This window comes from Bradyrhizobium semiaridum (assembly GCF_020329505.1).
Lineage (GTDB): Bacteria > Pseudomonadota > Alphaproteobacteria > Rhizobiales > Xanthobacteraceae > Bradyrhizobium > Bradyrhizobium semiaridum.
On the sequence record NZ_JAGKJJ010000007.1, the window covers coordinates 1 to 18545 of the forward strand.

The 18545-nt window shown below is 65.0% G+C and carries 21 protein-coding genes; 14 read left to right on the forward strand and 7 right to left on the reverse strand.

What is annotated here, in order from left to right; translation table 11 throughout:
• The 3 genes from J6500_RS10595 to J6500_RS10605 form a co-directional block, all read left to right on the forward strand.
• Positions 1-574, forward strand: a 574-nt coding sequence (locus J6500_RS10595; RefSeq protein ID WP_225712641.1) for a substrate binding domain-containing protein, incomplete at its 5' end; no start/stop codon positions are given.
• 62 nt (positions 575-636) lie between these two features.
• Positions 637-1626 (forward strand): tripartite tricarboxylate transporter substrate binding protein, encoded by a 990-nt coding sequence (locus tag J6500_RS10600; protein WP_225712642.1) that lies wholly within the window; start codon positions 637-639, stop codon positions 1624-1626.
• A gap of 131 nt (positions 1627-1757) precedes the next feature.
• Entirely contained in the window at positions 1758-2075 is a 318-nt protein-coding gene (locus J6500_RS10605; protein ID WP_225712643.1) for a hypothetical protein, read from the forward strand.
• 5 nt (positions 2076-2080) lie between these two features.
• On the opposite strand, the gene J6500_RS10610 is transcribed toward J6500_RS10605, so the two are convergent.
• From J6500_RS10610 to J6500_RS10625, 4 genes are read right to left on the reverse strand one after another with little or no spacing between them, the layout of a single operon-like run.
• Positions 2081-2605, reverse strand: a complete 525-nt coding sequence (locus J6500_RS10610) for a YbaK/EbsC family protein (protein ID WP_225712644.1) — start codon at positions 2603-2605, stop codon at positions 2081-2083.
• Positions 2606-2610: 5 nt separating this feature from the next.
• Complete coding sequence (locus tag J6500_RS10615; protein WP_225712645.1) at positions 2611-3354, reverse strand: haloacid dehalogenase type II; 744 nt, start codon at positions 3352-3354, stop codon at positions 2611-2613.
• The gene (locus tag J6500_RS10620; RefSeq protein ID WP_225712646.1) at positions 3351-4190 is read right to left on the reverse strand and encodes a dienelactone hydrolase family protein; all 840 of its coding nucleotides are present in this window, start codon (positions 4188-4190) and stop codon (positions 3351-3353) included. The genes J6500_RS10615 and J6500_RS10620 overlap by 4 nt, the downstream gene beginning before the upstream one ends.
• Positions 4191-4226: 36 nt before the next feature.
• On the reverse strand, positions 4227-5111 hold the full coding sequence (locus J6500_RS10625) for an amidohydrolase family protein (protein ID WP_225712647.1): 885 nt from the start codon (positions 5109-5111) through the stop codon (positions 4227-4229).
• A 318-nt stretch (positions 5112-5429) separates the two neighbouring features.
• On the opposite strand from J6500_RS10625, the gene ykgO reads away from it, so the two are divergent.
• The 3 genes from ykgO to J6500_RS10640 all read left to right on the forward strand — a co-directional run bounded on the left by ykgO (position 5430) and on the right by J6500_RS10640 (position 6670).
• Positions 5430-5555 carry a type B 50S ribosomal protein L36 gene (gene ykgO / locus J6500_RS10630; RefSeq protein WP_002718645.1) on the forward strand — a complete coding sequence of 42 codons (126 nt, stop codon included), beginning with the start codon at positions 5430-5432 and terminating at the stop codon, positions 5553-5555.
• A gap of 155 nt (positions 5556-5710) precedes the next feature.
• Positions 5711-6307 carry a tetratricopeptide repeat protein gene (locus tag J6500_RS10635; RefSeq protein WP_225712648.1) on the forward strand — a complete coding sequence of 199 codons (597 nt, stop codon included), beginning with the start codon at positions 5711-5713 and terminating at the stop codon, positions 6305-6307.
• A 102-nt stretch (positions 6308-6409) separates the two neighbouring features.
• Positions 6410-6670 carry a hypothetical protein gene (locus tag J6500_RS10640; RefSeq protein ID WP_225712649.1) on the forward strand — a complete coding sequence of 87 codons (261 nt, stop codon included), beginning with the start codon at positions 6410-6412 and terminating at the stop codon, positions 6668-6670.
• Positions 6671-6882: 212 nt separating this feature from the next.
• On the opposite strand, the gene J6500_RS10645 is transcribed toward J6500_RS10640, so the two are convergent.
• Positions 6883-7059 carry a hypothetical protein gene (locus J6500_RS10645; protein ID WP_225712650.1) on the reverse strand — a complete coding sequence of 59 codons (177 nt, stop codon included), beginning with the start codon at positions 7057-7059 and terminating at the stop codon, positions 6883-6885.
• Between the two features lie 386 nt (positions 7060-7445).
• On the opposite strand from J6500_RS10645, the gene J6500_RS10650 reads away from it, so the two are divergent.
• The gene (locus J6500_RS10650) at positions 7446-8405 is read left to right on the forward strand and encodes an alpha/beta fold hydrolase (protein WP_225712651.1); all 960 of its coding nucleotides are present in this window, start codon (positions 7446-7448) and stop codon (positions 8403-8405) included.
• A gap of 103 nt (positions 8406-8508) precedes the next feature.
• A complete protein-coding gene (poxB, locus tag J6500_RS10655; RefSeq protein WP_225712652.1) occupies positions 8509-10245 on the forward strand; it encodes a ubiquinone-dependent pyruvate dehydrogenase in 1737 nt (578 codons plus the stop codon).
• A 53-nt stretch (positions 10246-10298) separates the two neighbouring features.
• On the opposite strand, the gene cycA is transcribed toward poxB, so the two are convergent.
• On the reverse strand, positions 10299-10694 hold the full coding sequence (gene cycA / locus J6500_RS10660) for a cytochrome c-550 CycA (RefSeq protein ID WP_225712653.1): 396 nt from the start codon (positions 10692-10694) through the stop codon (positions 10299-10301).
• A gap of 271 nt (positions 10695-10965) precedes the next feature.
• Here cycA and J6500_RS10665 point away from each other — a divergent pair, with 271 nt between their 5' ends.
• Positions 10966-12459 (forward strand): FAD-linked oxidase C-terminal domain-containing protein, encoded by a 1494-nt coding sequence (locus J6500_RS10665; protein WP_225712654.1) that lies wholly within the window; start codon positions 10966-10968, stop codon positions 12457-12459.
• A gap of 148 nt (positions 12460-12607) precedes the next feature.
• On the opposite strand, the gene J6500_RS10670 is transcribed toward J6500_RS10665, so the two are convergent.
• The gene (locus J6500_RS10670; protein ID WP_225712655.1) at positions 12608-12946 is read right to left on the reverse strand and encodes a putative quinol monooxygenase; all 339 of its coding nucleotides are present in this window, start codon (positions 12944-12946) and stop codon (positions 12608-12610) included.
• A 319-nt stretch (positions 12947-13265) separates the two neighbouring features.
• Between J6500_RS10670 and J6500_RS10675 the strand changes: the two genes are divergently transcribed.
• From J6500_RS10675 to J6500_RS10695, 5 genes are all read left to right on the forward strand, one after another.
• The gene (locus J6500_RS10675; protein ID WP_225712656.1) at positions 13266-13955 is read left to right on the forward strand and encodes an ArsR/SmtB family transcription factor; all 690 of its coding nucleotides are present in this window, start codon (positions 13266-13268) and stop codon (positions 13953-13955) included.
• A 32-nt stretch (positions 13956-13987) separates the two neighbouring features.
• Positions 13988-15226 carry an FAD-binding protein gene (locus J6500_RS10680; protein WP_225712657.1) on the forward strand — a complete coding sequence of 413 codons (1239 nt, stop codon included), beginning with the start codon at positions 13988-13990 and terminating at the stop codon, positions 15224-15226.
• Entirely contained in the window at positions 15223-16539 is a 1317-nt protein-coding gene (gene glcF, locus J6500_RS10685) for a glycolate oxidase subunit GlcF (protein WP_225712658.1), read from the forward strand. The genes J6500_RS10680 and glcF overlap by 4 nt, the downstream gene beginning before the upstream one ends.
• Before the next feature lie 216 nt (positions 16540-16755).
• Positions 16756-17136 (forward strand): histone, encoded by a 381-nt coding sequence (locus tag J6500_RS10690; protein ID WP_225712659.1) that lies wholly within the window; start codon positions 16756-16758, stop codon positions 17134-17136.
• A gap of 402 nt (positions 17137-17538) precedes the next feature.
• Positions 17539-18525 carry a TorF family putative porin gene (locus tag J6500_RS10695; protein WP_225712660.1) on the forward strand — a complete coding sequence of 329 codons (987 nt, stop codon included), beginning with the start codon at positions 17539-17541 and terminating at the stop codon, positions 18523-18525.
• The last annotated feature ends 20 nt before the right edge of the window (positions 18526-18545 follow it).

Genomic DNA, 18545 nt, shown 5'->3' on the forward strand with positions numbered 1-18545 from the left:
GCCGGAGTTCCTGGAGGCCTATCCCGAGGTCTCGATCGACCTGCATCTCAGCGATGCGACGGTCGATCTGATCGGCGAAGGTTTTGATGCCGGCCTGCGCATCGCACGATTGCCGGATTCCTCGCTGATCGCGCGGCGGCTGTGCGGGATGCCGCGCTACACGGTAGCGGCGCCGTCCTATCTGAAGCGGCACGGCCGGCCGACGCATCCGATGCATCTCGCCGACCACAAATGCTTCGGCTACGCCTATCTCTCGACGCAGGGCGTCTGGCAGTACACCAACGCCGCCGGCGAGCAGGCCAATGTGCGCCCCGCCGGCCAGTTGCGCGTCAACAATGGCGAGGCCGTGATGCCGGCGCTGCTCGCCGGTCTCGGCATCGCCGATCTGCCCGACTTCATCGTCGGCGACGCCATCGCGCGCGGCGAGGTGGAGGTGATCCTGAAAGGCTGGAAGCAGCCCGAGGCCGCCGTGCACCTCGTCACCCCGCCCGGCGGCCCGCGTCCCGCCCGCGTCGAGGTGCTCGCGGATTTCCTCGCGAAGCATTTCGCCAAGGGCAAGAAGCGATCGGGGTGACGGCGGACGCTATCGCGGCTACCTTGCGGCACAACGATAACAAACCGCTGGGGAGAAACCTGATGAACCGCCGCGAACTTCTGCGCGCTGCTGCCGCGTTGCCGCTCGCGCATACCGCGCTCGCCAACTCCGCCTTCGCGCAAGGCATCTATCCCACCCGCAACGTGACGATGATCGTGCCGTTTCCGGCCGGCGGCCAGGCCGATCTCGCGGCGCGGCCGGTGGCGGCGGCGCTGGAGCGGATCCTCGGCAAGCCGGTGATCGTCGACAACCGCGCCGGCGGAGCGGGGGGATCGATCGGCAATGCGCAGGCGGCGCGCGCCGAGCCCGACGGCTACACGCTGCTGATGACGCTGTCGTCGCTCGCGGTGCTGCCGGAGGCGGACCGGCTGTTCGATCGGCCGGTCGCCTATGAAGTCTCGCAGTTCGCGCCGGTCGCGCGCGTGCTCGCCGATCCGACGCTGCTCGCGGTTCCGGCTTCGGCGCCATGGCAGACGCTGCAGGATTTCGTCGACGACGCGAAGAAGCGCCCGGGCCAGATCCCCTACGGCTCGTCCGGTCCGTACGGCACGCTGCATGTCGCGATGGAAATGTTCGCCGCGAGCGCGGGGATCAAGCTGCTGCATGTGCCGTTCCGCGGCGCGGGTCCGGCGCTCACCGCGCTGCTCTCGGGCACGGTGCAGGCGCTGGCGTCGGCGCCCGGCACGCTGAAGCAGCAGGTCGCCGACGGCAAGATGCGCGTGCTCGCCAATTGGGGCGCCGAGCGCATCGCCAGCTTTCCCGATCTGCCGACCTTCAAGGAACTCGGCTACAAGGACGTCGAGTTCTACATCTGGGCCGGATTGTTCGCGCAGGCGGCGCTGCCGGTGCCGATCATGACGCGGCTACGCGAGGCGATGGCGGAAGCCGTGAAGGCGCCGGAGGTGATCAGGACGTTTGAGACCGCGGGCAGCCCGGTCGCCTATCTCGATGCGCCAGAGTTTTCAAAATTTGTTGCAGCCGACAGCGCACGCCTGATCGCGGCGGTGAAGAAGATCGGCAAGGTCGAGTAGGGGAACTTCGGCCTCGTCGTCTTCACATTTAGTTGTCCTTTCGAACGATCCTTGGCCGCATTCATTTGCCAGCTTTGGCGCATGTGTGGCGCGGCAGAGAATGCGCGCGCTGATCGAATGAGGGGACGCGGATGCAAACGCCTCGAATCGTCCTGAGCCTTGCGATCGTGATCAGCGGCGCGGCGGCCGCGACGCCCGCGTTGTCGCAAGAATACCGCGGAACCTGGGAACAGCAGATGGCATGCACGCCCGACGTGATGCGCCTGTGCGGCGACCAGATTCCCGACACCAACCGTATCGTCGCCTGTTTGCGGCAGAACACGGCACGGCTTGGCAGTTCCTGTCGTGCGGTATTCGAGTCGCAAGCGCAGCAGCAGGCCGAACAGCAACCGCGCACGCAGGGCCGCGCCCCGCAGCCGCAGACCATGCAGCGGCCGCGCGCCCAGTAGCCGGTTCAGCCTGCGCCGGTCGCGCCTTCGCGGCCCTCGTTCGACGATGACGACTGAGTCTCCAAAGCCCCGACTTCGCAGACATCGACCCACTCGGCCGATGTCAGCTCCGCCATCCGCTCGGGCGTGATACGCACCGCGCTGTGGGTCGAGCCCGCGGCGGGCACGACGATGTCGAACGCCTTCAGCGACACGTCGCAATAGACCGGCAGCGGCGTCTTCAGCCCGAACGGGCAGACGCCGCCGACCTCGTGGCCGGTGATGTCGGCGACCTCGTCGAGGCCGAGCATCTTCGGCTTGCCGCCGAACAGCGTCTTCACCTTCTTGTTGTCCATCCGCGCGGTGCCGCTGGCGACGATCAGCACCACGCGGTCGCCGACACGCAGGCTCAGCGTCTTGGCGATCCGCGCCGGTTCGACGCCATAGGCTTCCGCCGCCAGCACGACGGTCGCGGAGCTCATCTTGGATTCGATCACGGATAAATCGGGCGCCTTCTCGGCAAAGAAGGCGCGAACGGAGGCGAGACTCATACCAATCAGGACCTTGCAGAGACCAATGCGGGAAGCTCGGACAGGCCATGGATGCGGTGATCGGGCACGACGCCGAGCTCCTCCATCTGGGTACGCAGCGCCTTGAACATCGTCAATGGGGTCACCGTTTCGCTCTCGACGCAGGCCAGCGCCATTGCCTCGGGCGCCACCCGCTCGATCCAGGCGACGTTGAGGCCGAACGCCTTGGCACCGCAGGCGTCCCACGGATTGGAGGAGATGAACAGCACCTCGGCGGGCGCGATCTTCAGCACCTCCTCGATGAGTGCGTAGGCCTCGGGCGCCGGCTTGAACACCTTGTGGGCGTCGACGCTGATCGTGGCATCGAGCAGGCGGTCGAGCCCTGAATTGCGCACCAGCGCATAGAGCATGTCAGGGCTGCCGTTGGAGAGAATTGCGAGCTTCCTGTCCTTCATCGCCTCGAGCGCGGCCACCGCATCGGGATAGAGCGCGAGGTGTTGATACTTTTCGGTGATACGCGCGAACGTCGCCGCATCATATTGCAGGCCGAGGCTACGCAGCGTGTAGGCCAGCGAATCGCGGGTGGCGACGGAAAAATCCTGATAACGCCGCATCAGCGTGCGCAGCCAGGAATATTCGAGCTGCTTGATGCGCCAGATTTGCGTGATGATCTCGCCATAGCCCGGAAACGCGTCCTCGGTGACATCGGCCACCGACTGGACGTCGTAGAGCGTGCCATAGGCATCGAAGACAACGGCCTTGATAGTCATTGCGTTTTCTCTTGTCCGCCGATCGTCGCATACAGGAATTTCCTGACAGCGTCGATGGATTGATCGCGGGCCTGCTCGTTGAATTCCAGGTGATGACCGAGCAGTTGCCCGGCGGTGCGGTATTGAGGCACGTCGAAGCCGTGATGGGCGCCGGGATAGACGATGAGCTGGATCGGATAGCCGAGGCCTGGTTGCCGCGAGATGCCGTCGTCGTCGCGGCCTTCAGCCAGGTTCCGGCACTCCTCGGCCGGCGTCCAGTCGTCGAGCTCGCCTACCATGATCAGGGTCGGCACCGTCATGTCGCCCTTGATGCCGAGGCAGCGCGGATAGAAGGCGACGGCGGCGCGGAATTTCTCGGTCGCGTTGCGTTCGATCGCGCCGCGCTCGACCGAGACCAGCGCGAGCCATCCGCCTTGCGAAAGTCCCATGACCGCAACGCGTGCCGGATCGACCTGGGATTGTCGGCTCAGGAAGCTCAGCGCGCGATAGGCATCGTGGACCGTTGCCGCCAGGATGCCGCCGGTGCAGGTGTTGCTGATGCCGCGCGGACCGAACTGGTCCACGGTGAGCGTGACATAGCCCCAGGCCGCGAGGCGTTTGCCCCAGCGTTCATCGAGCTCGCGCCACATCCCGTTGCAGCCGTGCAGCAACACCACCGCGGGCAGGGGGCCCGCTCCTTCGGGTCGCCGCAACAGGCCCTGCAGGGGCGGTGCGTTGGTGAGCGGGCTTTCGAACTCGACCAGCGCGGAAGCAACGTCGGCCGCCGCAGACGTGCTGCCCGGGCTACCGACCAGAAGCGCGGCGAGGAAGGCGGCAAGTCCGGCGAAGTTCGTCATGAACCACCTCGGAAGCTTGCCGCCGATGATACTCCGCTAAATTCCCAAAATCTTGCGCGCGTTGGCTTTCAGGACCTTGGGCCGGATCTCCTCGCGGATGTCGAGCTTGGCAAAATCGGCGAGCCAGCGGTCCGGCGTGATCACCGGCCAGTCGGAGCCGAACAACATCTTGTCTTGCAAGATCGAGTTGATGTAGCGCACCAGGATCGGCGGGAAATATTTCGGCGACCAGCCGGAGAGGTCGATATAGACGTTCGGCTTGTGGGTCGCGACCGACAGCGCCTCTTCTTGCCAGGGGAAGGAGGGATGCGCGAGGATGATCTTGAGGTCGGGGAAATCGGCCGCGACGTCGTCCATGTACATCGGGTTTGAGTATTTCAGCCGCATCCCCATGCCGCCGGGCATGCCAGAGCCGACGCCAGTCTGGCCGGTGTGGAACAGCGCGATCGCGCCGCCGTCATTGATCGCCTCATAAAGCGGATAGGCCATGCGGTCGTTGGCGTAGAAGCCCTGCATGGTCGGGTGGAATTTGAAGCCGCGGACGCCGTACTCCTCGATCAGCTTGCGTGCCTCGCGGACGCCGAGCTTGCCCTTGTGCGGGTCGATCGAGACGAACGGGATCAGGACGTCGAGATGCTCGGAGGCGACCTCCAGCATCTCGTAATTGTTGTAGCGGCGAAAGCCGGTTTCGCGTTCGGCATCGACCGGGAATATCACCGCGGCGATGTTCTTGGCGCGGTAATAGGCCGCGGTCTCCGGCACCGTCGGCGGATGTTTATGCGGCGATTTGAAATAGTCGGCCATCTGCGCCTGGAAATCGTCATAGCCGTCGTCGCCATGCATGCCGCACGGCTCCTCGGCGTGGGTGTGGATGTCGATCGCAACGACCTTTTCGATGTCGGGCAGTTTGAGTTTGGGCATTGGGCGTCCCCGGCGGCCTGATTGTTGGTATGGAATAATGATTATAGGATATAACAAACTGCGCAAGCTGCCCAAGGCGTTCTTGTGCCGATTGCGGCAAGCCGTCGCTTGGCGGGTTCCAATCCCTGTCCCGGGCGGTGAAAATCGGCCCGTTTCGGTTGACATTGGGCGGGGCGATGGCTTAGAACCCGCCCCGTCCCGGGCGGCACGGCCGCTTATCGGGATAAATCCCATTTCGCCGCTCTATGTCTTTGATTCGTCATGGCGTTGATCGGTACGGCCTTCAACACGGGCCTTTCGAAGCAACAGGATTGTCCCATGAAGGTCCGTAACTCCTTGAAGTCGCTGCGCGGTCGTCATCGCAACAACCGCCTGGTCCGTCGCAAGGGCCGCGTCTACGTGATCAACAAGGTCCAGCGCCGCTTCAAGGCGCGCCAGGGTTGATCGGCTGGCCGTTCCCGGCCTCGCGACAGCACTCCTCACAGGTCTTTGACGCCGCGCTGCTTTGCAGCGCGCATTCGTGCGTCTAGACTTGCCTTATGAGACCGAGACTCCCTGGGCGCAATCTTCGCCGGCTGGCGATTCTCCTCGCCGTGGTGATGGCTGTGCCTGTCGCGGCCACCGCGCAGGGCGATCCCCGCGTGATCCCGCCGCCGAAGGCGCAGAAGAAGCTGCCGGAGGCGCCGGCCAAGCTGCCGAAGGTCCCGGCCGACCGTGTCCGCGGATTGGATTTCCTGTTCGGCGCGCTGAAGGCTGCTCCCGATGAAGACAGCGCCCGCCATGTCGAGGCGCGGATCTGGGCGCTGTGGCTGCAGACCCCGAGCGACACCGCCGCGCTGTTGATGGTGCGCGCCAAGGCCGCGATCGACGCCCAGAACATGGATGTCGCATTGAAGCTGCTGGACGCCGTAATCAAGCTCAGGCCGGACTATGTCGAGGCCTGGAACCGGCGGGCGACGATCTATTACATCAAGAACGATTATGTCCGTTCGCTCGAGGACCTGCAGCAGGTGCTGGTGCGCGAGCCCCGGCATTTCGGCGCGCTTGCCGGCGTCGGCATGATCATGCAGGCGCTCGGCGACGACAAGCGGGCGCTGGACGCGTTCCGCAAGGCGCTGGCCGTCGATCCCTTCCTCGAAAAGGTCCCGGAGATCGTCAAGCAACTCACCGAAAAGGTCGAAGGCCGCGATATTTGATGGCGCGCGGTTAACCACGATCGCGGTGATCAGGCCGGCAACGGGAACGTGACTCGCGAGCGGAGGCTCGCGCGCAATAGACTCCCCGGCATGAGCAAGATCATGAAATCGTTGCTGCTGGCCGGCGCGATGATGCTCGCGACCGGAACGGCGTGCCTCGCCGATAGTCTTTACTGGGTGGTGGGAAATCGCGCCACGAACAGCTGTCCGATCGTCACGAAGAATCCGGTGATCGACGGCGACATCTGGTTCGGCGACGGACCCTACAAGTCGATGGCGGATGCAAAGCTTGCCCGCTCGACGATCGGCGCCTGCCCGAAGGACGACCCGTCCGACAAGGACGATGACGGCGAGACGCGCTAGGTCGCGTGATCCCTGGCGCATGAGCCGGAAAAGCGCGCAGCGGTTTCCGGAAAGATCGCGCTCAAACAACGAGCCAAAGCGCGATAACGGCTGGAGGCGATTTCGTCGCCGTTAAAGCATGATCCGGAAAAGTGCGAAGCGGTTTTCCGAAAAGATCATGCTCAAACAAAGAGCTAAAGCGCGATGACGATTCAACCAAATCTCATCGCGCTTCAGTGCAGGAACTTGCCGCGCGGTGCGCTGTCCTGGGCCAGGGCAGCATAGAATTGCTGCAACTCCGCCTCGAGGTGCTCATTAACGAGCAGCAGTGCCTTCAGGGCTCCACGCAGGTCGCCATTACAGCTTGCTACGATCTGATCGATGGCCGCATCGCTAGGGTCGGAAATCATGGTACTCTCCCGATTATTCCCGTTGAACTCGTCGTCTGGTGGTCGGTTCCTGTGAATAGCGTGGACAAGGGCAAGAACCGATCCGGCGTCGATGAAGCATCGCGCCTGATGGCGAAATTGGCACCGTCACTCTACGAAGTAGCTAATGACGTTGGTATGAACCCGCTATCCACAGGCTGGGCGCTTTGTGGACAACTTCGTCCATGGCATGAAATGAGGGGATCGCGCGTTTGCTGCCATCGTCTGCCTCCACAGATCATATCTGAGGTTGCAACGGCAGCAGTCCGGTCGCAATTGGACTTCGCGCCAGCATGCGGGATAGCATCGAAACCGGCTGATGCGCCGGCCGTAGCTGTTCGGTGCGCAGCATTATCCGGATCGTCTTGATGCTCCTTGTGATCGTGCTGCTTGTGGTGGCCGGGCTGGCCCTGGCAACCCAAGCCGGCGTGGCGCTCATCGAACGCGCCTATCCGCCGCGGGGCCGCATGGTCGATGTTGCGGGCGCGAGGCTGCACGTCGTCGAACTCGGCCCGCGCGATGCGACCGGTCCGCCGGTGGTGCTGCTGCATGGTGCAAGCTCCAACGTGTGCCTGATGCAGCGCCCGCTCGGCGAGCGGATCGCGGCGAACCGGCGCGTGATCCTGATCGACCGTCCCGGCCATGGCTGGAGCACGCGCGAGCGCGTGGGGGATTCGACCGCCGCGGCGCAAAGCCGGATGATCGTGGAGGCGTTGACGGCGCTCGGCGTCGACCGGGCGATCGTGGTGGCGCATTCCTGGGCCGGTTCCCTCGGCCTGCGGATGGCGCTGGATGAGCCCGATCGTATCGTGGGTCTCGTGCTGCTTGCCCCTGTCGCCTATCCGTGGCGCGGCGGTGCCGGACGTTACAACAGGCTGGTATCGACGCCGCTGATCGGGCCGCTGCTCGCCCACACCATCACGCTGCCGCTCGGCTGGCTGGTTGCCGCGTCGGGCGCGCGCGGCGTGTTCGCGCCGCAGCCGATGCCGGAAGATTTCGTTGCGGACAGCCAGACGCCGCTGTTGCTACGGCCGCGCGAGTTCATCGCCAATGCGCGCGATCTCGTGACGTTGAAGCAAGCGGTGAGCGCGCAGGCGCCGCGCTACGCCGAGATCAAGCTACCGATCTCGATCATCTCGGGCGATGTCGATAAGACGGTGTCGACGGCCATCCACTCGCGCCCGCTCGCCGCCACCGCCCCGAATGCAAAGCTGACCGTGCTGCCCGGCGTCGGCCACATGGTGCAATACGCCGCGCCCGATCTCGTGCTGTCCGAGATCGAGACGATGGCGGACTGGATGGTGCGAAAGACAGCGACCGCGGAATAGGCCGCCCCCGCGAATCTGTGATCCGGTGAGCCTTGCGCGGTTGCACTGCGGCGAACATCATGCCCTCCGCGTGGTTCCCGATTGAATCGAAAGGACAAGCCCCATGCGGATCGACAACATTGCCGACCTGATCGCCGAAACACTGGCGCAGGCCGGCGTGAAGCGCGTCTACGGCATCGTCGGCGACAGCCTCAACGGTCTGACCGAGGCGCTGCGCAGCCGCGGGACCATCGAATGGCTGCACGTGCGGCATGAGGAGGTCGCGGCCTTCGCCGCCGCCGCCGAATCCCAGCTCACCGGCGAGCTTGCGGTTTGCGCGGGCTCGTGCGGCCCCGGCAACTTGCATCTCATCAACGGCCTGTTCGATGCGCACCGCAGCCGCACCCCGGTGCTGGCGATCGCGGCGCAGATACCGTCCGCGGAGATCGGTGGCGGCTACTTCCAGGAGACTCATCCGCAGGACCTGTTCCGTGAATGCAGCCATTATTGCGAACTGGTGTCCGATCCGGCGCAGTTGCCCTACATGCTGGAAAACGCCATCCGCGCCGCGGTCGGCAAGCGCGGCGTTGCCGTGCTGGTGCTTCCGGGCGATGTCGCAATGCGGCCGGCACCAAAGCGCAACATCGCGCCGAATGCCGGCCTCTTGCCGCCGGCGCCGATCGTTCGTCCGGCTGACGCCCAATTGAACGCGCTGGCCGACCTGCTCAACGGCGCGCGCCGGGTGACGTTGTTTTGCGGCCGCGGCTGCGCCGGTGCGCATGACAACCTATTGAAGCTCGCCGAGACCCTCAAGAGCCCGATCGTGCATGCGCTCGGCGGCAAGGAATATGTCGAATACGACAATCCTTACGACGTCGGCATGACCGGCTTCATCGGATTCTCTTCCGGCTATGCCGCGATGCATGGCTGCGACGTGCTGCTGATGCTGGGCACTGACTTCCCCTACAAGCAGTTCTTCCCGACCGGCATCAGCATCGCACAGGTCGATATCCGGCCCGAGAATCTCGGCCGCCGCTGCAAGCTCGATCTCGGCATCGTCGGCGATGTCGGCGAGACCATCGCGGCGCTGCTGCCGAAGCTGACGGCCAAGCCCGAGCGCAAGCATCTCGACGCCTGCCTCGCACACTACAAGGGCGCGCGCGCCGGGCTCGACGATCTCGCCCGCGGCAAGCCGGGTCAGAAGCCAATCCATCCGCAATATCTCGCGCGCCTGCTCAGCGAACAGGCCAGCGAGGATGCGGTGTTTACCGCCGATGTCGGCACGCCGACGATCTGGGCCGCGCGCTATCTGAAGATGAACGGGCGCCGCCGCCTGATCGGCTCGTGGGTGCACGGCTCGATGGCCAATGCGATGGCGCATGCGATCGGCGCGCAGGCGGCGCAGCGCGGCCGACAGGTGGTGTCGATGTCCGGCGACGGCGGCTTTGCGATGCTGATGGGCGACCTGATCACGCTGACGCAGTCGAAGCTGCCGGTGAAGGTCGTGATCTTCAACAACAGCGTGCTCGGCTTCGTCGCGCTGGAGATGAAGGCGGCCGGCTTCATCGAAACCGGGGTCGACCTGAAGAATCCCGATTTCGCGGCGATGGCCCGCGCCATGGGCATTCACGGCATCAGGGTGGAGGATCCCGGCGAGCTCGAGGGCGCGATCCGCGACGTCTTCGCGCACAACGGTCCGGCGGTGCTCGACGTCGTCACCGCGACGCAGGAATTGTCGATGCCGCCGACCATTACGCTGGAGCAGGTCAAGGGGTTCAGCCTGTGGGTGCTGCGCGCCGTGATGAGCGGCCGCGGCGACGAGGTGATCGATCTGGCCAAGACCAACCTGCTGCCGCGCTGAGCGCACAGCAAAATCCGCCCTGACATTCTTGCCAGGGCGGATCTCGGGTCACGCTACTGCTTCTGCTTGCCGTCCTTGTCGAACGAAGAGATGTAGGTCCAGAGGTTGTTGGCCTCGGTCTCGTTCTTGATGCCGGCGAATGCCATCTTGGTGCCGGGGATCTTGGCCTTCGGGTCCTTGATGTATTCGAGGAAGGTTGCCTTGTTCCAGGTGATGCCGGAGTTCTTGTTGGCGTCCGAGTAATTGTAGTCCGGCGCAGTGCCGGAATGGCGGCCGTCGAGGCCGTTGAGCTCGGGGCCGACCTTGTTCTTGGCGCCTTCGCCGATCGCATGGCAGGCGAGGCACTTGTTGAACGAGGTCTTGCCGGCGGCCGCATCCTGGGCCAGCGCGGAGGATGCGAAAGCCAGCGATGTGACGACCGCCAGCGCGCTCAAGGTCATTAGATTCATGGGGTGCTCTTCGTTTCGTCCCGGGAGGTAAGTGATCGTTTGTGGCATGTCCGGCTTGGGCAGGACAAGCCACGAAACTTTGACAGCTTTCATGACGGCCTGCTTGTCTCAGAGCGAACTCGCCCTTCCGGGCGCGGGCAAGACCGACCTTCGGCCGATCCGTCGAAACAGGGTGCGGACGTGGTTGAATTGTCGTAACAAATCGGCAGGCAGGACGAGGCGCGCAAAGCAAGTCTCGGGCAGGCCCGAGAAGGTCCCGAAGGAACAAGCGATGTCCATCATGATGCCGGCGGCCGACCAGGCCGTCCTCGATCGCCGCGGCGAAATCGTGGCAGCCTTGCGCGCCATCGTCCCTGGCGAGGGCGTGATCGACAGCGCCGCCGAAATGCTGGCCTATGAATCCGACGGGCTGACCGCGTACCGGCAGCCGCCGATGGTCGTGGTGCTGCCCGATACCACCGAGCAGGTGGCAAAGGTCCTGAAATACTGCCAGGCGCAGGGCATCAAGGTGGTGCCGCGCGGCTCCGGCACCTCGCTGTCGGGCGGCGCGCTGCCGCTCGTCGACGGCGTGCTGCTTGGCCTCGGCAAGTTCAAGCGGATTCGCGAGATCGACTTCGAGAACCGCGTTGTCGTCACCGAGCCCGGCGTCACCAACCTCGCCATCAGCCAGGCGGTCGCCCATGCCGGCTTTTATTACGCGCCCGATCCGTCGTCGCAGATCGCCTGCTCGATTGGCGGCAACGTCGCGGAGAATTCCGGCGGTGTGCACTGCCTGAAATACGGCATGACCACCAACAACGTGCTCGGCTGCGAGATCGTGCTGATGAACGGCGAAATCCTGCGCATCGGCGGCAAGGCGGCGGAGAATGCCGGCTACGACCTGATGGGGATCATCACCGGCTCGGAGGGCCTGCTCGGCGTCATCACCGAGATCACGGTGCGCATCCTGCAGAAGCCGGAGACGGCGCGGGCGCTGATGGTCGGCTTCGCCGAGGTCGAGGCGGCCGGCGAATGCGTGGCGCAGATCATCGGCGCCGGCATCATCCCGGGCGGCATGGAGATGATGGACAAGCCCGCGATCCATGCCGCGGAAGCCTTCGTCCATGCCGGCTATCCGCTCGACGTCGAGGCGCTCTTGATCATCGAGCTCGACGGCCCGTCGATCGAGGTCGACGAATTGATCACAAGGGTGGAGGACATCGCCAAGGGTTGCGGCTCGGTGACGCTGCAGATCTCGACCTCGGAGGCCGAGCGCAATCTGTTCTGGGCCGGCCGCAAGGCGGCGTTCCCGGCGGTCGGCCGCATCTCGCCGGACTACCTCTGCATGGACGGCACCATCCCGCGCGGCGCGCTGCCGAAGGCGCTGGCGCGAATCCGCGAGCTGTCGGAGAAATACGGCCTCGGCGTCGCCAACGTGTTCCACGCCGGCGACGGCAATCTGCACCCGCTGATCCTCTATGACGCCAACAAGCCTGGCGAGATCGAGAAGGCGGAGGCGTTCGGCGCCGACATATTGCGCTGCTGCGTCGAGCTCGGCGGCGTGCTGACCGGCGAGCATGGCGTCGGCATCGAGAAGCGCGACCTGATGCCGGAGATGTTTTCCGAGATCGATCTCAATCAGCAGCAGCGGCTGAAATGCGCCTTCGACGCCCAGGGCTTGCTCAACCCCGGAAAAGTGTTTCCGACCTTGCACCGCTGCGCCGAGCTTGGCCGGGTGCATGTACATGCGGGCAAGCTGGCGTTCCCGGATATTCCGCGGTTCTAGAGCATGATCCCGGAAAAGTGTGAAGCGGTTTTCCGAAAAGATCATGCTCAAACAAGCAGCTAAGGCGCGATCACGATCAGCCTAACCAATCGCGCCTTAGCCGAGCTGCGGCAGGGAGGGCCGCGGTGCAGACCCTCCCTCGTGAAGCCTACAGCAGCGCGTATTGCGCGCGCTCGCGCTTGGCGAGCAGCGGCAGCGCCTGCTCCGCGATGTAGGTCTTGAAGTACGCACTGTCCTGATGCGCCTTGAATGCGGCCTCGTCCTGGAACAGCTCGTAGAACAGGAACTGCGCCGGGTTGTCCTTGCCGCGGCCGATCAGGAACAGCTTGGTGCCGGGATCCTTCTGCGCCTCGGGCAGGAAGCGGTCGAGGATTTCCGCGATCCTGTCGGCCTGTCCTTCCTTCGCCTCCCATTGCGCCACCACCAGCAGGCCGCCGGTGTTGATCGCATCGCTGATGGTTCTCGTGCTCATCGCATAGTGCTTCATCGGTCTTCCTCCGTCGCTTGACTCTGATCGGGATTGGGACACGGCCCAAGGTGAGACGCTGGCGATCGCCAAGATCGCTGCGAATCTGCCGATGGCCGATCGCCGGTTGGACGTCGTGGCGATTTCGACTTGCGAACGCTGCATGATCGTCTCCGATTGTGTCGCGGTGCCGAACCGCAATGCAGGACATAGGTGATCGGTCCGCGTGCCGGGTTCGTTGGTGATCGAAGTGTCGATGTCGTGAACACTTCGACTGCAATCGAAGCGTTGCAGATGAAGATCGTGCGACAGGTTCGTGTTCCGAACCGCCGGAGCAGCCATGCAGATCATCGCCCCCGAGCTTGCCGACCTTGCCGCCTTGATTGCCGATCCCGGCCGCGCCGGCATTCTGACGCGGCTGATGGACGGCCGTCCGCAGGCCGCGAGCGAACTGGCGCGCATCGCCGGCGTCACGCCGCAGACGGCGAGCTGGCATCTGGCGCGGCTGGTCGAGCGCGCGCTGCTCAAGGTCGAGCGGCGCGGTCCGCGCCGGCTCTACCGGCTGGCCACCCCGCTGGTGGCGCAGATGCTCGAAGGCATGATGACGGTCGCCGCGATCGATCCTCAGCCGCTTCGGCCGGCGCCGCGGATCGACGCAGAGATGCGCAGGGCCCGGACCTGCTACGACCACCTGGCCGGCGAGCTCGGCGTTGCCGTCGCCGAGGCGATGCGCGAGCGCGGCCAGCTCCATCTGGATCGTGAGGCCGGCGAACTGACCGCCGCCGGTATGGCGTTCCTCGGTGATCTTGGCATCGACCTGCGTTCGCCGGCGCGCAGCCGCCGGCTGTTGTGTCGATCCTGTCTCGACTGGAGCGAGCGGCGGCCGCATCTCGCCGGGCGGGCAGGGGCTGCGATCGCCGACCTCGCGTTCCAGCGTGACTGGATCCGCCGCCACCCGCAGGGCCGTTCCGTCGAGATCACCGCGGCGGGGCTCGCCGCGTTCAGGACAATTTTCGGCGCGCGCATTTGATTTCGGAGCCGAATTTCGATACCCGCTAGCGCGTGGATACGCTCAAGGTCAGAGACGCCAAGGATGTCGAGGAGGTGGTGCGCGCGGCTGTCGCCGGCGAGCAGCCGCTCGAAATCATCGGCCACGGTTCGAAACGCGCCATCGGCCACCCGATGGTGACCAATGCGGTGCTCGATGTCTCGGCGCTGAACGCCGTCGCGTCCTATGAGCCGAGCGAGCTGATCATCACGGTTCAGGCCGGGGCGCCGCTCGCCGACGTGCAGTCGCTGATCGACGCCAAGAACCAGCAATTCGCCTTCGAGCCGGTCGACACCTCGGTGCTGCTGGGCACCGCGGCGTGCGGTACCATCGGCGGCATGATCGGCGCAGGCCTCGCGGGTCCGCGCCGCATCAAGGCCGGCGGCGCCCGCGATCACCTGCTCGGGGCGCATGCGGTGTCCGGGTTCGGCGACAGTTTCAAGACCGGCGGGCGGGTGGTGAAGAACGTCACCGGTTACGACCTCTGCAAGCTGCTCACGGGCTCCTGGGGCACGCTCGCGGTCATGACCGAGGTGACGATCAAGGTGATGCCGAAGCCGGAAAGCGAGCGGACACTGCTGCTGCGTTCCCTCGACGACGTCACCGCCAACAAGGCGATGACGGCGGCGCTCGGCTCGCCCTACGACGTCTCGGGCGCGGCGCATCTGCCGGGCTCCGCGTTGCGGTTCGGGGCGGAGCCGTTCGCCTCGCTCGCCGACGCCGGGCAGTCGGTCACGCTGGTGCGGCTCGAGGGCATCGCGGCCTCGGTGGCGCACCGGGCCGGCTCGTTGAGCCAGGCGCTGTCCTCATATGGGACGGTCGAGAGCCTCGCCGACGGCGCCTCGGCGGCGGCCTGGAGCGCGTTGCGCGACGTCAAGCCCTTCGCCGCGAACGGCGCGCTCGGAGCGTCGCCGGTATGGCGCATCGTCTGCCCCCCGGCCGTGGGCGGCGCGCTCGGCCAGGCGCTGGCGCGCGAGAGCGGTGGCGAGGTGATCTACGACTGGGGCGGCGGGCTGATCTGGGCCGCGGTGCCGCCGAGTGCCGACGCGGCGGCCGTGCTGGTCCGCAGGCAGGTCGAGGCGATCGGCGGCCACGCCAACCTGATCCGCGCCACCGAGGAGGTGCGCCGCAATGTCGACGTGTTCCAGCCGCAGCCGGCCGGGCTGGCCGCGCTCGGCGAGCGCGTGCGGGCGAGCTTCGACCCGAAGTCGATCCTCAACCGCGGTCGGATGAAGCGAGGCGGAGCCGCATGAAGACCGAGTTCACGCTGGCGCAGCTCGCCGATCCCGACACCAAGGAAGCGGACAAGATCCTGCGCGCCTGCGTGCATTGCGGCTTCTGCACAGCGACCTGTCCGACCTATGTCCTGCTCGGCGACGAGCTCGATAGCCCGCGTGGCCGCATCTATCTGATCAAGGAGATGCTGGAGAAGGACAAGGCACCGACGGCTGACGTGGTCAAGCATATCGACCGCTGCCTGTCGTGCCTTGCCTGCATGACCACCTGCCCATCGGGCGTGAACTACATGCACCTCGTTGACCAGGCCCGGGTGCGCATTGAGCGGGATTACACGCGCCCCTTGAGCGAACGGCTGTTGCGCTCGGTGCTGGCTTTCGTGCTGCCGCGGCCGGGCATGTTCCGGATCAGCATGATCCTCGCCTCCCTCGCCCGGCCGTTCGCGGCGCTGCTGCCGACCCCCTCGGTCGGTGCTGCAAGCCCGGCTCTGCTGCGGCGGATCAAGGCGATGCTGGCGCTGGCGCCGCGCGGCCTGCCGAAGCCGGGTCCCGCGCCGGGAACCGTGTTCGCCCCGCTCGGCCGGCGGCGTGGCCGGGTCGCGCTGCTGCAGGGCTGTGCCCAGCAGGTGCTGGCGCCGCGCATCAACCAAGCCGCGATCAATGTGCTGACCCGGCACGGCATCGAGGTGGTGCTGGTCAAGGACGAGCAGTGCTGCGGCGCGCTGACCCATCACATGGGCCAGGACGGCGACGCGCTCGCGCGGGCGCGGGCCAACATCACGGTGTGGCAAAGCGAAGCGGACCGCGGCGGGCTCGATGCCATCCTGGTGACGACCTCGGGCTGCGGCACGGTCGTCAAGGACTACGGCTACCTGCTGCGTGAGGACACTGCGTTCGCGGAGCCGGCCAAGCGAATCTCCGCACTGGCAAAGGATATCACCGAGTATCTCGGCGACCTCGAGCTTGCGCCTTCGACACTAACCGACGACGTCACCGTCGCCTATCACTCGGCTTGTTCGCTGCAGCATGGACAGAAAATAAGTCAACTTCCGAAAGAATTGCTTTCCAAGAATGGATTCGTGGTGAAAGATGTGCCCGAGAGCCATTTGTGTTGCGGTTCGGCGGGCACCTACAACATTCTCCAGCCCGACATTGCGAGCAGATTGCGCGATCGCAAGGTCGCCAATATTGCGCTTGTCAAACCGGACATGATCGCTGCGGGCAATATTGGCTGCATGGTTCAAATTGCCGGCGGCACGTCAGTTCCTGTGGTGCACACGATTGAGCTTCTCGATTGGGCGACAGGAGGCCCCCGGCCAGGATTGAATTGATCGACTGCCACTCGAGCATGATCCGGACCTGGAGGCTTGCACTGGCGCAACGTCAGGATCCGGCGCTCCTCCGCGACAGACACCACGCGTTTGCGCAGGGGATCATGTCCGACAAGCGAAGCGGGTGATGCTTCTCGCGAGGCGCGTTCGCTGTCCGGCAAGCGATCACTTCAATGCGCCCGGCGGCCTCACATCAGCGGCAACAGGAGGACTATGATGGCGAAGTCGAAGAAGGCGAAGAAAAGCAAGAAGGCCAAAAAGGCCAAGAAGGCGGTAGCGGCCAAGACGAAGTCGGCCAAGAAGTCAGCCAAGAAGGCTGCGAAGAAGTCCGCAAAGACCTCGGCGAAGAAGGCTGCCAAGAAGTCAGCGAAGAAAGCGGCCAAGAAGGCTGCCCCCAAGAAAGCCGCGGCGAAGAAGGCTGCACCGAAGGCCGCCAAGAAGAGCGCTCCGAAAAAGGCCGCCGCGACCAAGCCGGTCGCTCTACCGCCGACACCGGAGCCCGAGCCGCAGCCGGCTCCGAGCTGGGCCACGCCGAGCCACGAACCGGCCCCGGGCTGGGTCGCCGGTACCGCGGCCGACAGCGGCGAGCACCACTAAAGCGCGATGAGATTGGGTTGAAGCGTCGGGTGCCCCCGGGCATCTGGATCACATGGCCAAGGCCGCAGCGGAAGCCGCTGCGGCCTTTTCCGTGTTGGCCGGCCTCTGATTCCCTTCGGGCGGTTCGACTCGTGTCAGGCCCAAAAGGCCACAGATTGGCGGATGCAGCCTCTTTCAACCGCTACGGGAGGCCCGAAGTTGTTGTGTCAAAGCAACACCCGCCGACCAACATGCGGCAATATGGCTGGAATGCCCAAAAAGTCAGCACATGCTTGTCTTTTTGGCTTCTCCGGAATGAGGGCGCGTTTCAGATTGGCCACACGCGATTTGGTTGCAGTCCGTTGTCGCGCGCCCTGGGGGGCCTCCGGAATTGGGCTGTCTGGACAGTAGATGGGGATCGTCATGAAGAAACTGGCTTTGTTAGCAACGGCGCTAGCAATGATCTCGAGTTCGGCGATGGCAGCTGACATGGCGGTGAAGGCCGTCAAGGCGCCGCCGCCGGCACCGTTCGATCCCTGGGACGTCGCCTTCGGCGCCGGCATCATGAGCGACTACATCTTCCGCGGTGTTACCCAGTCCAACCACAATCCGTCGGTCAGCGCCTATTTCGAGCCGCGCTACAACGTCAACAAAGACCTGCAGCTCTATGTCGGCGTCGCCGGCGAGAGCATCTCGTTCCCTAACCGCGCCGCGGCCGAAATCGACGTCTACGGCGGTATCCGCCCGACCTTCGGCGCGTTCGCCTTCGACATCGGCGTCTGGGGTTATCTGTATCCGGGCGGCACCTGCTACTACGGCGGCGGCGCAGTGACCGACTTCTCGGGCAAGGCGCTGAGCGCGGACTGCATCGCCAACACCCTGACCAACCTCAACGTGATGAAGAAGGACGTCAGCTTCTTCGAAGTCTACGGCAAGGTCACCTACACCATCAACGACAACTGGGCGTTCACGCTGAACGAGTACTACTCGCCGAACTTCCTCAACACCGGCGCCTGGGGCAACTACACCTCGATCATCGGCAAGTACACCGCGCCCACCTTCTCCAGCGGCGTCGGCATGTATGTGTCGGGTGAGTTCGGCCGGCAGTGGTTCGGCACCTCGGACAGCTTCTACGGCGTTCCGGCGTTCCCGGGCGGCATCAAGTACGCCGACTACAACACCTGGAACATCGGCATCGGCTTCACCTACAAGGTGTTCACGCTGGATCTGCGCTACTCCGACACGGATATGTCGAAGGGTGATTGCAACGCCTTCACCAGCGACTACACCGCCGGCGGAACCACCAACGTCACTCCGATCAACCCGTCTGGCCTCGGCTCCAACTGGTGCGGCGCGGCGGGTATCGCCAAGCTCTCGGTCGATCTGACCGCGGCGTCCAACCTGAAGTAATTTCTCCTTCCGGAGAGATC

What these genes read in the sequence shown, in the direction of transcription:
- J6500_RS10600 (WP_225712642.1), top strand. Translation starts at nt 637, where the DNA reads ATGAACCGCCGCGAACTTCTGCGCGCTGCTGCCGCGTTGCCGCTCGCG.
- J6500_RS10605 (WP_225712643.1), top strand. Translation starts at nt 1,758, where the DNA reads ATGCAAACGCCTCGAATCGTCCTGAGCCTTGCGATCGTGATCAGCGGC.
- J6500_RS10610 (WP_225712644.1), bottom strand. Translation starts at nt 2,605, where the DNA reads ATGAGTCTCGCCTCCGTTCGCGCCTTCTTTGCCGAGAAGGCGCCCGAT.
- J6500_RS10615 (WP_225712645.1), bottom strand. Translation starts at nt 3,354, where the DNA reads ATGACTATCAAGGCCGTTGTCTTCGATGCCTATGGCACGCTCTACGAC.
- J6500_RS10620 (WP_225712646.1), bottom strand. Translation starts at nt 4,190, where the DNA reads ATGACGAACTTCGCCGGACTTGCCGCCTTCCTCGCCGCGCTTCTGGTC.
- J6500_RS10625 (WP_225712647.1), bottom strand. Translation starts at nt 5,111, where the DNA reads ATGCCCAAACTCAAACTGCCCGACATCGAAAAGGTCGTTGCGATCGAC.
- ykgO (WP_002718645.1), top strand. Translation starts at nt 5,430, where the DNA reads ATGAAGGTCCGTAACTCCTTGAAGTCGCTGCGCGGTCGTCATCGCAAC.
- J6500_RS10635 (WP_225712648.1), top strand. Translation starts at nt 5,711, where the DNA reads ATGGCTGTGCCTGTCGCGGCCACCGCGCAGGGCGATCCCCGCGTGATC.
- J6500_RS10640 (WP_225712649.1), top strand. Translation starts at nt 6,410, where the DNA reads ATGAAATCGTTGCTGCTGGCCGGCGCGATGATGCTCGCGACCGGAACG.
- J6500_RS10645 (WP_225712650.1), bottom strand. Translation starts at nt 7,059, where the DNA reads ATGATTTCCGACCCTAGCGATGCGGCCATCGATCAGATCGTAGCAAGC.
- J6500_RS10650 (WP_225712651.1), top strand. Translation starts at nt 7,446, where the DNA reads ATGCTCCTTGTGATCGTGCTGCTTGTGGTGGCCGGGCTGGCCCTGGCA.
- poxB (WP_225712652.1), top strand. Translation starts at nt 8,509, where the DNA reads ATGCGGATCGACAACATTGCCGACCTGATCGCCGAAACACTGGCGCAG.
- cycA (WP_225712653.1), bottom strand. Translation starts at nt 10,694, where the DNA reads ATGAATCTAATGACCTTGAGCGCGCTGGCGGTCGTCACATCGCTGGCT.
- J6500_RS10665 (WP_225712654.1), top strand. Translation starts at nt 10,966, where the DNA reads ATGTCCATCATGATGCCGGCGGCCGACCAGGCCGTCCTCGATCGCCGC.
- J6500_RS10670 (WP_225712655.1), bottom strand. Translation starts at nt 12,946, where the DNA reads ATGAAGCACTATGCGATGAGCACGAGAACCATCAGCGATGCGATCAAC.
- J6500_RS10675 (WP_225712656.1), top strand. Translation starts at nt 13,266, where the DNA reads ATGCAGATCATCGCCCCCGAGCTTGCCGACCTTGCCGCCTTGATTGCC.
- glcF (WP_225712658.1), top strand. Translation starts at nt 15,223, where the DNA reads ATGAAGACCGAGTTCACGCTGGCGCAGCTCGCCGATCCCGACACCAAG.
- J6500_RS10690 (WP_225712659.1), top strand. Translation starts at nt 16,756, where the DNA reads ATGGCGAAGTCGAAGAAGGCGAAGAAAAGCAAGAAGGCCAAAAAGGCC.
- J6500_RS10695 (WP_225712660.1), top strand. Translation starts at nt 17,539, where the DNA reads ATGAAGAAACTGGCTTTGTTAGCAACGGCGCTAGCAATGATCTCGAGT.